Source organism: Acholeplasma laidlawii PG-8A (assembly GCF_000018785.1).
Lineage (GTDB): Bacteria > Bacillota_I > Bacilli_A > Acholeplasmatales > Acholeplasmataceae > Acholeplasma > Acholeplasma laidlawii.
In genome coordinates, this window is the sequence record NC_010163.1 from 859,809 (window position 1) to 872,340 (window position 12,532).

Sequence of the window (12,532 nt, forward strand, 5' to 3'; positions counted from 1 at the left end):
TAAAGATATAAACATCACTTTTTCTTTGTCTTCGACCTATTTAATTTGTAATATATTTTATCATTTTATGATATATTTAGCAATCTATTTATAGATGTTCATTAATTTTCTTAATACTACTTTTGATATTATCTTTATAATATTGCATCGTTACTTCTAATACAACTTGGAACGGTACTGATAGTATGGCACCGATGATGCCAAAGAAAGCTTGACCTAATAAAACAAATGCAATGGTTGATATTGGGTTTAAGTTGAGTTTTGTTTGATAAATTTTAGGATTAATCACATACGCATCAAGTTGAGGGAATATCAACATAAATATACCAATGGCAATCATGCCATATGCAGCACTTGGTACAGTCATAACAATAACAGCTGTAAATAAGATAGAGAAATATCCACCAAAATAAGGTATTAAAGATAACACTGCCGCTACAAGTGGTACAAATACTAAAAACTCAGGGAAGAATATGGATAATATGAGCATTAATGTACCATATTCAAGCGCTTGGATCGCTGCAATAATGATTTCAGCAACTAAATAATTCGTTAATTCATTATCTAAAGTACGAACAAAACTTACAGTCTTAGGCTTCACAGTTATAGTTAAATATTCTTTAATACGTTGACGTATTCTAGGGAAATTAAGTAAGAAGATAATACCTACGACAATCACTACAGCACCACTAATAATTGTGTTCCAAACTTGACCCACCGTACCACCGCTTGCTGTAAAGAAATTCGTAATTTCAATAATAATTTCATCAACTAAGCCAATGATATAACTTGACATGGAGGTTGTATCTACATTTAGAATATCACCGATTTCAATCATAATATTTTCAATACCGACTGAAATATTACCAATACTGTCAACTGCTGGTTTTAAAACTCCCCAGATTAAATATACAAAGAATATAGTGACTATTGTATATACAATTAAGATACCAAGCCATCTAGGTATTTTATATTTTTGTAATAAATTGATCAACGGATTTAAGATATATGCAAGTGTAAATGCAATAATTAATGGAAGTAAGGCACTAAAGGCTTGCCCTAAATAACCTGAGATGTTTGGCAAAACAAAAATAGCAAGTATGATTATTAAGAGTAATAATAGTATATTTACTAATTTAAAGTTTACCTTTTTCATGTTTTAATCCCCTATTTCATACATTAAATTAAATGGACCTATATAAGTTGCATCAATGACCATGTGTGCACCAAATACACCCGTTTGAACCTTGTAACCTAGTTTTCTTAATTTCTCTACAAAAGATTCATAAAGTACTTCAGCTAATTCAGGTTTTGCTGCTTTAGTAAAACTCGGACGATTATTGTTTGTGACATCACCATATAAAGTAAACTGTGAGACCACTAATATTTCTTGTTTATCTTTGTCAAGTTTCAAGTTTAGTTTATCATTTTCATCATGATAAATACGTAAATTTGATAACTTTGTTAAACATTTATCCACTAAAGCTTCTGTATCGGTGTCTTTGACACCAAAATAGACGACATAACCCTCTTTAATTGAAGAAATTAATTTGTCTTCTACCGTCAGTGTTGCTTTAGATACTTTTGTAACTAACATTCTCATATAATTTCACGCTCTACATAATATACTTGAGGTACTTTTTGAATGTTTAGGATTAATAAATCAAGTTCTCTTTTTTCTTTTAAAGTCACTTTTAATTTAATAATGCTTTCAAGTTCATGACTAGTAATTGCAGAAACTTCAGCAATTGCTATACCACTTGAATTTGCAGTCTGAATAATTTCAGTTAATAAACCATTTCTCGTTGTACCTTTAATTTTGATCCAAGTTGCATATTTTCTATTAATATTTGTACCCCAATATGCTGGAATTAATCGGTTTTTATCATATTGTTGTAAGTTGATACAGTGTTGTGCATGGACAACAATACCGCTACCCTTTGTAACATAACCAGAGATAGAATCACCCGGGATTGGTGTACAACAGTTAGCAAGTTTTATTTGTGGTGTTGTTAAACCTTCTATAATTACACCCGTATCTGATGTTGCTGTTAATTGTCTTTGTGTACGTTCTATTTGACGCTGAATCAATTGTTCTTTTGATATTTCAGGCATCAATTTATTAAGAACTGTTTTTGTAGATACATTACCTTTACCAATTTCAAGGTATAAATCTTGTAAATTGGTAATGGATATTTTCTCAAAGTTTTGACGTACCCATTCATCAGTAATTACATCTTCTTTTTTATTCATTAACAACTCTTTATCAAGTAGTTCTTTACCATTTGCTAATGTGTATTCATAATTACTCTTATTAATGAAACCTTTAATCTTATGTCTAGCATGTGCCGATTTGGCTATTTTAAGCCAATCTTCACTTGGTCCAGATGAATTTTTGTTTGTCTTAATTGCAACAACATCACCTGTTTGAAGTTCATAGTCTAGTGTTACAATACGGTTATTTACTGTTGCACCAACCATTTTATGACCTACATCAGTGTGGATTTTATAAGCAAAGTCAATCGGTGTTCCACCACTAGGGATTTCAACGACTTCACCTTTAGGTGTAAAGACATAGACGTTTGCAGAAAATATATCAGTTTTAACAGTTTCAACAAACTCTTCTGAGTTTTCACCTTGATCATCTTTATCCTCAGTCATACGCAATAGATCGGCATACCATTTAAGGCGTGACATCATTTCAAATTGTTCTTTTTCTTTGGAATAAACCTTATTTTCTTTATATGCCCAGTGAGCAGCAATACCATCTTCAGCTACTTTATCCATCTCTTTTGTACGTATTTGAACCTCAAATAACGTACCATCTGAATGAAGTACGGTTGTATGAAGTGATTGATAAAGGTTTGGTTTAGGTACAGCAATATAATCTTTAAATCTTTTAGGGATTGGTGTAAAGTGAGCATGGATAATACCTAAGGATTGGTAACATGTCTCAACTTTATCAACGATAATTCGAACTGCTAAAAGATCATAAATATCTTCAAAATCTCTCATATCTTTAGTCATCTTTTTATAGATGGAATAGATATTTTTAATTCTACCTTTAATTTCAAAATTAGTTAAATCAGATTCTTTAAATAATTCTTTAATGTAGTCAATGACGTTATTAATATTACTTTCACGTTCTACTTTTTTAGCTTTGACTAAATTAGATACCTTATAGTACATCGCAGGATGTACATAACGTAATGCCCTATCTTCTAATTCTGCTTTCCATCTAAAAAGACCGAGTCTGTGAGCAATCGGTGCATATATATCTAAAGTTTCTTTTGAAATAGCTATTTGTCTATCCGGAGCCATAGAATCCAGTGTTCTCATATTTTGAAGTCTATCCGCGATTTTTATTAAGATGACTCGGATATCTTTAGCCATAGCTAAAAGCATTTTTTGTTGATTATCTGTTTGTAATGAATTTTTGAATTGAAGTTTACTTAACTTAGTAACAGCATCTACTAGTGATGCAACATCTTTACCAAAGTCTTTTTCAATACCTTCAAGTGTATAATCAGTATCTTCTACCGTATCATGTAGTAGTGCTGCTACTAATGTTTGTGGACCAGCTTCTAGTTCTGCTAAAATTCTAGCTACTGCAGTAGGGTGGGTAATATAAGGTTCCCCACTCTTACGCATTTGACCTAAATGTTTCTCTTTAGCTACAATATAAGCTTTTGTGATTAAATTGATATTTGATTCACTTTTAATATAGTGTGAGATATCCTTGATTAATGCTTTATATAGTGCATCGTTCATCATATAATCACATCCTTTTCATTTAGTAGTTAATAAGTGTCTTTACATCGTAATTTTTAAGTAATTTTCTTCCTTCTAAATCATCCAACTCGATTAAGAACGCAAGACCTACAACAATACCACCTAATTTTTCAACCAATTCTACTGTTGCTTGCATTGTACCACCTGTTGCCAATAAATCGTCAATAATAACAACTCTTTGTCCAGGTTTTACTGCATCTTCATGTAAAGATAATGAGTTAGAGCCATATTCTAAATCGTAACTCACTGTAACTGATGCTCTAGGTAATTTACCAGGTTTTCTAACTGGTGCAAATCCAACACCTAAATTAACTGCTACAGGACAACCAAAAATAAATCCTCTTGCTTCAGGACCTACGATTAAATCTGCTTTTTTTGATCTTGCAAACTCGGTAAATTGATCAGATGCATACTTAAATGCTTTACCATCTAACATCAGAGGTGTAATATCTCTAAATAGGATACCTTCTTTAGGAAAATCTTTTACTGCTGCAATATGTGCTTTTAAATCCATCATTATACATCCCTTTTTAAATTGTTAGACTAAACTAAAATTAATCTACATAATATTATATGTTATTTAGCGCTATTTTACAAGATTTTAAGACCATTGGTCACAGTATTTAACCTATATGTGATAACCCTCACGAAATTACATAACAACTATTTTCAAGTACCAAACATGATATAATAAATCAGGAGGATCAATCATGGAACCACTAGCAAGTCGCATGCGACCTAAAAATTTTGATGAAGTATATGGACAAGACCATTTACTAAGTAAACATGGCGTATTAACCAAAATGATAGAAAAGAAAAAGTACTTATCTTTTATCTTATATGGGCCACCAGGTACAGGTAAAACGACAATCGCAAAACTCTTTTCTGACAAATCCATGTTAGACACTTATTTTTTTAATGCTTCAACTGACAACAAAGCTAAATTAAAAGATATTTTAGACATGACAGCATATCATGATGTACTTATTATTGTGGATGAGATTCATCGTATGAAAACAGACATTCAAGACTACCTTTTACCATTTTTAGAAAGCGGTAAGGCCATTATGATTGGTTTAACAACACTTAACCCATATCAAAGTATTAATATGGCGATTCGTAGTCGTTGTCATTTATATGAAATTAAAGCACTTAGTGATAAAGATATTGAAGCAGCTATACTCAATGCAATTCAATATTTAGATCATGATATACACCTGACAGATGATGCACTTGCAGCAATCATTAGAGCATCTAATTCTGAAATTCGTTCAGCTCTTAATTTACTTGAAAGTGCCTCATTAGTGGTTGATGACGGACAAAAAATTACTTCTAACATCATAAGAAAACTTGCTGGTAAACCTCAACTATCCTTAGATGATCATGAAAACCACTATTTTGAAATGCTAAGTGCACTTCAAAAATCTATTCGAGGTTCTGATGTAGATGCCTCAATTCACTATCTTGCAAGATTATTAACACTAGGTGATTTAGAAATTATTTTTAGAAGATTGATTGTGATTGCATATGAAGATATCGGACTAGCAAACCCTACGATGGGTCAAAAGGTTTTAGCAGCCATTCAAGCTGCTAAAATGACAGGATTACCTGAGGCAAGAATCCCTTTATCTGTCATCGTTGTCGACATGGCATTATCTCCTAAATCTAACACTGCTTATAGTGCACTTGATAAGGCTATGGAAGATTTCCAAAATGGTTTAGCAGGACCGATACCAAAACATATTGATAACAAATATATTAAACAACATCCAGATAGCTACAAATACCCACATAACGATCCAGGTTCATTAAATAGTCAAACACACTTACCTGATAACTTGCTGGATAAAACGTATTATGTACCTAAAGATGAAAGTGCTTACGAAAAAGCACTAAAAGATCGCTTAAAACTCATTGATAGTATCAAAGGGTATAAAAGGAAAGGATAATTCTTATGTTAAAAAATAAACATATACTTACAATTGTTTCAAATGATTATGATGATTTAGAGTTTCATTATCCACTCATTAGACTTAAAGAGGCAGGTGCAACCGTGGATATTGCATCGGAAATCAAAGGACAAACCTATAAAGGAAAATATGGTTTATCTACAGTCAGTGATTTATCTTTTGATGAAGTAGATATCACCAAATATGATGGTATCATCATCCCGGGTGGTTGGGCACCAGATTATTTAAGACGCCTACCTAAAGTTCTAGATTTTATAAGATATCTAAATGAACACAAAAAGATTATTGGTAGTATTTGTCATGCAGGTTGGGTTTTATCTAGTGCAGGTATCTTAAAAGGTGTCACGCTTACATCAACTCCTGGTATTAAGGATGATATGATGTATGCAGGTGCTACATGGGTTGACAAGCCTGTGGTAGTTGATAAACATATCGTTACTGCCAGAAGACCCATAGATTTACCATATTACTTACCTAAACTCATAGAAGCATTATCAAAACAATAAAAAAGAAGACTTAGTCTTCTTTTTTCATTTCTGTGGATATAATTACTGGTATCGTAATCGGTCTTCTTCTAGCTGTTTGATATACATACTTGGATACTTCATCTCTGATTTGGAGTTTATATTCATTCCAATTGATGTATTTACCTTTTAAATGTTTATCGGTTACTTTATCAAAGATTGCTCTAATCTCATCAATCATTGATTCATTTTCATTTAAGTGTACAAACCCTTTAGATACTATCTTAGGTTCACCTAAAACTTGTTTTTGTTTTGCATTAATGTTTGCAATAATGAGTAACACACCATCTGCTGCGAGTAACTCTCTATCTCTCATAACAAAGTCATTCACATCGCCAACTGCAGTACCATCAATTAATATTTCAGATGTCTTGATTTCATTTTTTGAGACAAATGGTTCTTTACCCTTACTTAAATTAACTGCATCACCATTATCAAGTAAGAAAATCTCATCTTCTTTGTAGTTCATTTGTAACGCGAGTTGTTTTACACCATATTGATGACGATATTCACCAATGGTTGGAATAATGTATTTAGGTCGAAGTAAATTAATCATCATCTTAATTTCTTCAGCAGTCGCGTGATTAGAAGCTAATAACCTTTTATCTACAACTTCAATATTTGCATCACTTCGATATAAAATATCTAGCGTACGTGCTGCCATCTTCTCTGTACCTGGTACAGGTGATGTCATAAGTAAGATAGTATCATTTTCACTAATGTGAATTAATCTGTCTTGTTTTCTACACATTCTTTGTAACATATAGAATGGTTCATGACGATTTCCTGTAACTAAGCACACTAGATTGTTTGCATCATTTTTATTTTTTTCATCAATAAACTTTAAGTTTACTAGCGCTTCTTTTGGAATTACTAAATATCCTTTTTCAATCGCTATATCAACAATACGTTGTGCACGTCTACCTATAATAGCTATTTTCTTATGATGATTTAATGAAATATCTACAATACGTTGAATTTTTTGTAAGTCTGAAGAGAATAAAGAAACAATAATTCTTCCTTCAGCATTTGCATACACTGAATTAATTTTATGTGTTAATGCATTGTGAATACCACCATCTTGAATTAGTGTTGAGCCTAAAGACTCTACTAATAATGCTATCACATTTTTTTGTGCTAAATCGTTAATCTTAGGAAAGTCTGTTTGATAGTTTGGATCGCTGTATTGAGCAAAAGTAAAATCTGAAGTATATACAATAACACCATCAACCGTATGCAGAGCAATCCCTACTGATTCTGGAATCGAGTGGGTTGTTGAAAAGAAGGTAATTTTTACATTACCAATACGTATAATTGAGTTTTGATCAATTGTGTTTAATGTTAATTGGTTTAAGTCAAAGTTCTTTTCTTTTAAAGAATCTTTTACGACCTCCATAGTAAAAGGGGTAGCATATATAGGCACATTTAATTCTTTTAAAATGTGTGGTAATGCTCCAATATGATCTTCGTGTGCATGAGATAAAAATATCCCTTTTACACGATCTTTGATGTTCATAAACATCTTATAGTTTGGTATAATTTCATCAACGCCATACAGTTCTTGGGTCGGATATTTTAGACCGGCGTCCAAAATAAAATATTGTCTATCGATATCAACGACATACATATTTTTACCGTTTTCTCCCAATCCACCTAAAGCGAAAAAGCGTATTTCACTCACAAATAGTTTTTCCTTTCAGTAACGATTTTCAGTTAATATATTATATCATATTTTTTCGGACTCTGCTTAAAAAACATAAATTTTATCTTTATCATGTAAATATATCTTAATTAGTTTATAATAACTTTATATAGGAGATTATGCAAAATGAACTACCCAAATAAAAAAAAGCCAATCAAAAATGTTAATAATTACGCTAACCTTGGAATGACTTTAGAATCCGATATAGATTTAACTAATCAGTATTATTTATCTCATCAAATTGCTGTAATTCATAAAAAACCTACGCCTATTCAAGTTGTTAATGTCAGCTATCCTGCTCGTAATAAAGCTAAAATTGTTGAAGCTTACTACAGAACACCTTCTACTACCGATTTTAATGGTTTATATAAAGGACGTTATATTGATTTTGATGCCAAAGAAACAAATTCTAAAACAAGTTTCCCATTATCCAATGTACATGAGCATCAAGTTAATCATTTATCTGATGTTGATGCTCATGGTGGTATTGCTTTTTTAATCATTGGATGGTCTCAATATAATGAGTATTACATTTTATTTTTCAAAGATCTCATATCTTTTTGGCAAGCATCAAAACAAGGTGGTAGAAAATCAATTCCTTATACTTTCTTCAAGGAAAATTGTCACCAAATACCATTTAGTTATGAACCACGTCTTGATTATCTTAGCATTATAAATAAATTAATTTGATCCAAACTGTAGTTTTAATTCTTTAAACTGAGGTAGTGCTAAACTACCAATAATAATGATACTTAATGCAGTGGTTAAGGTATAGATGATATTATATATACCTGAATAGATAAATGCATTTTGATTTACATTATCCATTAAGTTTTGTGTAAACTCACTACCTGATGCATAAGCTGCCCAAAGAATTGCTCCTACTATTGTAGATGATAACCATCTAATTAATAGTACAACAACCGTAGTGATACTAAACCAAATACGTGAGTCAAGTGCTTTTTTGAAGAATCCACTTAACCCAAGCGCACCAAATGCAACAATATAGTCTAAGAAAAAGACTAAGAGTGCTTCACTCAAGTTTGTAGCAAAATAACTTAAGGCATAACCATCATAGAAAAATCCAAATAAACCATAAGTAACTGCCCCTACAATGCCGTAAATCGGCCCTAAAAATATACCTATCATTATAATTGGTAATAATGATATGTTAAATAATCTACCACCTAAAGGCATCGATAGATTAAGTCCAGGTATCAAACCTGTTATGACATCAAGTGCGATAGCTATCGCTAATAATGTGGATACGATGACCACATTTCTTATCTGAATCCTATTTTGATTCATATTTCTTCCTCCTTGGAAATAAAAAAATTTCTTCGGGGCCAAAGAAATAAAAAGTTAAAAAAATATAATAACTTTCCCTCCGCTGGCATCACCCAGATCAGGTTTAACGGGTCGACTTGATTAAAGTCCTCTCAGTCCATTACGTGGACTCCCCGAAGTTGATCATATACATTATAGCATAACCAAAATAATTCGTTCTATTTTTGCTTAATATAACTATGAATAATTTTTAATAATTTTTAATAATTTAATTGACAATTATGATAATTGCCCTTATAATATAGATATGAGAGGTGATTTTAATGAGTGTAACATGGTTTAATGGGGAACCAAAGGAAATTGTAGTAACAATTACACCGATAAACTTAACAGTAAATAAATCCGGTGTACAATTCTTTGAGTTTGCCAATCAGGTAATGTTAGGATATGATAAGGATAAAGATGTGATCTTAATTCGTCCCTTATCAAAAGATGATGTGTTAAGAGGGGATATCCCCGAACATACTAGATATAACATCAGCGTGAATGCTTCTTATGGAAGAATTGCTAATAAAGCATTCATTAGTCGAATATCTACTGTATTTGAATTAGTTTTTGAAGAAAAGGGGACGAAATTCAAAGCTGTTTGGAATAAAAATTCCAACATCTTAGAAGTTCGATTAAAGGAGGTATTATAACATGATTGAGTTTCTAGCTGAATATGCAATATGGTTTTGGCTGTTAGTATTTGTTACTACGATTATTATTGAGTTTATGACTGTAGAATTTGTTAGCATTTGGTTTGCGCTTGCTTCTATTCCTACATTAATTATCTCAATATTTATGCCAACAAATATCGGACTTCAAATGATCGTATTTTTCTTAACAGGGTTTATTCTTATGATACTTACTAGACCTGCATTAGTTAAATACTTTAAAAAGAATATCGTTTCAACCAATGTTGATGCCTATGTAGGTAAATCAGCAATAGTTATCAAAGAGATTTCACCCTTGACTCGTGGTCAAGTAGATTTTGAACATATGAACTGGACCGCTATTTCATCAGAAGATATTGAAGTAGGAGCTACTGTTCGTATTCTTGCAATTGAAGGAAATAAATTTATAGTAACTAAAATTAATAAGGAGGATTTAAATTAATATGGAACCAGGACAAGTAGTATTAATTGTATTAGTTGTTGTACTAGGTGTACTTGCATTACTTGTAATATCAGGTGTGCGTATTGTTACACAAACTAAAAAGTACGTTGTAGAACGTTTAGGAGCTTATCACACAACATGGGGCGTTGGTATTCACTGGCTTTTTCCATTTGTAGATAGAGTGGTATCTGTGGTATCACTTAAAGAACAAGTTAAAGACTTTGATCCACAAGCAGTAATCACTAAAGATAACGTTACAATGCAAATCGATACGATCGTATTTTATCAAGTTACAGATCCAAAACTTTATGCTTATGGTGTTGAAAACCCAATACTAGCGATTGAAGCATTATCTGCTACAACACTTCGTAACATCTTAGGGGATTTAGAACTTGATACTTCTTTAACCTCAAGAGATATTATCAACACCAAGATGCGCCACATCTTAGATGATGCTACTGATAAATGGGGTATTAAAGTAAACCGTGTTGAAGTTAAAAACATTATGCCACCTAAAGACATTAGAGACTCTATGGAAAAGCAAATGCGTGCTGAACGTGAAAGACGTCAAACCATTTTAATTGCTGAGGGTGAAAAACGTGCTAAGATTTTAGAAGCTGAAGGTATTAATGAATCGATTATTTTAAAAGCTCAAGCGGATAAACAACAAGTGATTTTAAACGCGGAAGCTCAAGCAGAATCTATTCGTCAATTAAAAGAAGCTGAAGCATTAGGTATTAAGTTAATTAAAGAAGCTGCACCAGATGCAGCTGTACTACAAATTAAGGCTTATGAAGCACTTGCTAAACTTGCTGAAGGTCAAGCTACAAAGATTGTAGTTCCATCTAATTTAGCCGATTTAGCTGGTACAGTGACTGCATTAACTGAAGTTGTTCAATCAGGTAAAGAACCAACTAAAAAATAAGTGGTAAATAAATAAGGTACTGTTCAAAGTGAACAGTACCTTTTATTATGTATATAATATCTCTTCTATGACTTTATCATTTAAGGATTCAACAAATAGTTTGAGTAACTTTTTAGTATGAACTAAATCAGAATAGTCTATCATTTGGTGATGTGAGTGTTTATTTTTGATTGGTATACCAATGGATAATGTTGCAGCACCTAATTTTGATAGTTGAAGATAATGACCTTCACTTAAAACTGATTGTTGGTGTGCTTCTTGATAAGGTATTTTATGTAGTTTGCACAAGTTAAGTACATAATTTCTTAGTCTTGGATGAGCAATTAAGCCTTGATCATAAAAACTAATTACCGGTCCACCCCCTAATTTAATAAAATCAGGCATCGTGTGATCTGTACTATCCATGGTATCTAAACTGATAGCTATATCAGGTTCTACCATGTAACTTGCTGTTTTAGCACCTTTCATGTTCATCTTGTGTTGAACAGTAAATGCAGCATTAAGTGCTACTTTTAAGTTTTCTACTTCTTCTAAAAGTTCACTTAATACATAAACAGATGATCTCGTATCTAAAGCTTTTGAAATAAAACGGTCATTTTCTAGTGACTTAAATTCAGCATAACGCGTAACCATATCACCGATTTGAATACCTTTATCAAATGCTTCTTTATCCGATTTAAAACCAGCATCTAAATAAAGTGTTTTAAAGTCTTCTACTCTAGGTAGTTCATCACCTGCTTGATAGGTTAAAGGCTTACCAATTAATGTAGCTAAAAATGTTTTATCTTTGGTTGTAACTAAAAATAATTGGTTTAATGAGTTCTTAGCATGCATATAGCCAACATTTTGAAATTTAAGTAGACCTTGTTTGGTTACTTGAGTAACAATCATGCCCACTTCATCTATAGGTGCAGTGATTAAAACTTGTCCGCCTTCACCAGTTGATGCGACAACAGAGCCAAGTCTATCTTTCGTTATTTGACCTTTTAGTGAAGATTTTAAGTAACTAGTTACTTCAACTTCATTGGATGCAATTGCATGTAATTGCGTTAATTTATTTAATTTTTCGATGTCTTTTTTCATTTATATGTCCATTCTAAACTGTTTTATGAGAATAAAATAAAAACCTAGGAAGGTGTTGGAATCTCTTATTTTTAAGTGGGAATTTCCTATA

13 protein-coding genes and 1 riboswitch are annotated in these 12,532 nt (G+C 31.9%); of the genes, 6 read left to right on the forward strand and 7 right to left on the reverse strand.

The genetic code is table 11. The features are described from left to right. Nucleotides 1-88 precede the first annotated feature (88 nt). Genes ACL_RS04085 through ACL_RS04100 form a run of 4 tightly spaced genes read right to left on the reverse strand, consistent with a single transcriptional unit; the run spans nt 89 to nt 4,306 of the window. The gene (locus ACL_RS04085; RefSeq protein ID WP_012242771.1) at nt 89-1,156 is read right to left on the reverse strand and encodes an AI-2E family transporter; all 1,068 of its coding nucleotides are present in this window, start codon (nt 1,154-1,156) and stop codon (nt 89-91) included. Between the two features lie 3 nt (nt 1,157-1,159). Then, nucleotides 1,160-1,597: a D-aminoacyl-tRNA deacylase gene (gene dtd, locus ACL_RS04090; RefSeq protein ID WP_202943274.1), complete on the reverse strand. Its 438-nt coding sequence runs from the start codon at nt 1,595-1,597 to the stop codon at nt 1,160-1,162. Nucleotides 1,598-1,599: 2 nt separating this feature from the next. After that, nucleotides 1,600-3,774, reverse strand: coding sequence for a RelA/SpoT family protein (locus ACL_RS04095; RefSeq protein ID WP_012242773.1), 2,175 nt, complete (start codon nt 3,772-3,774; stop codon nt 1,600-1,602). A 19-nt stretch (nt 3,775-3,793) separates the two neighbouring features. Next, a complete protein-coding gene (locus ACL_RS04100; protein WP_012242774.1) occupies nt 3,794-4,306 on the reverse strand; it encodes an adenine phosphoribosyltransferase in 513 nt (170 codons plus the stop codon). A 196-nt stretch (nt 4,307-4,502) separates the two neighbouring features. Between ACL_RS04100 and ACL_RS04105 the strand changes: the two genes are divergently transcribed. Next, nucleotides 4,503-5,741 (forward strand): replication-associated recombination protein A, encoded by a 1,239-nt coding sequence (locus tag ACL_RS04105; RefSeq protein ID WP_012242775.1) that lies wholly within the window; start codon nt 4,503-4,505, stop codon nt 5,739-5,741. A gap of 5 nt (nt 5,742-5,746) precedes the next feature. Further along, entirely contained in the window at nt 5,747-6,268 is a 522-nt protein-coding gene (locus tag ACL_RS04110; protein ID WP_012242776.1) for a type 1 glutamine amidotransferase domain-containing protein, read from the forward strand. 10 nt (nt 6,269-6,278) lie between these two features. Here ACL_RS04110 and ACL_RS04115 read toward each other — a convergent pair whose 3' ends face one another. Beyond that, complete coding sequence (locus ACL_RS04115; RefSeq protein WP_012242777.1) at nt 6,279-7,967, reverse strand: ribonuclease J; 1,689 nt, start codon at nt 7,965-7,967, stop codon at nt 6,279-6,281. A gap of 147 nt (nt 7,968-8,114) precedes the next feature. Here ACL_RS04115 and recU point away from each other — a divergent pair, with 147 nt between their 5' ends. Further along, nucleotides 8,115-8,678: a Holliday junction resolvase RecU gene (recU, locus tag ACL_RS04120; RefSeq protein ID WP_012242778.1), complete on the forward strand. Its 564-nt coding sequence runs from the start codon at nt 8,115-8,117 to the stop codon at nt 8,676-8,678. Here recU and ACL_RS04125 read toward each other — a convergent pair. Further along, on the reverse strand, nt 8,670-9,296 hold the full coding sequence (locus ACL_RS04125; protein ID WP_012242779.1) for an energy-coupled thiamine transporter ThiT: 627 nt from the start codon (nt 9,294-9,296) through the stop codon (nt 8,670-8,672). The two genes, recU and ACL_RS04125, sit on opposite strands and share 9 nt — an antisense overlap. A gap of 57 nt (nt 9,297-9,353) precedes the next feature. After that, nucleotides 9,354-9,461: riboswitch (TPP riboswitch) on the reverse strand. 137 nt (nt 9,462-9,598) lie between these two features. Between ACL_RS04125 and ACL_RS04130 the strand changes: the two genes are divergently transcribed. Genes ACL_RS04130 through ACL_RS04140 form a run of 3 tightly spaced genes read left to right on the forward strand, consistent with a single transcriptional unit; the run spans nt 9,599 to nt 11,358 of the window. After that, entirely contained in the window at nt 9,599-9,973 is a 375-nt protein-coding gene (locus tag ACL_RS04130) for a hypothetical protein (RefSeq protein ID WP_012242780.1), read from the forward strand. A gap of 1 nt (nt 9,974) precedes the next feature. Further along, a complete protein-coding gene (locus ACL_RS04135) occupies nt 9,975-10,433 on the forward strand; it encodes an NfeD family protein (RefSeq protein WP_012242781.1) in 459 nt (152 codons plus the stop codon). A gap of 1 nt (nt 10,434) precedes the next feature. After that, nucleotides 10,435-11,358: an SPFH domain-containing protein gene (locus ACL_RS04140; protein WP_012242782.1), complete on the forward strand. Its 924-nt coding sequence runs from the start codon at nt 10,435-10,437 to the stop codon at nt 11,356-11,358. Nucleotides 11,359-11,403: 45 nt separating this feature from the next. Here ACL_RS04140 and ACL_RS04145 read toward each other — a convergent pair whose 3' ends face one another. Next, nucleotides 11,404-12,441 carry a M42 family metallopeptidase gene (locus tag ACL_RS04145; protein WP_012242783.1) on the reverse strand — a complete coding sequence of 346 codons (1,038 nt, stop codon included), beginning with the start codon at nt 12,439-12,441 and terminating at the stop codon, nt 11,404-11,406. Between the last annotated feature and the right edge of the window lie 91 nt (nt 12,442-12,532).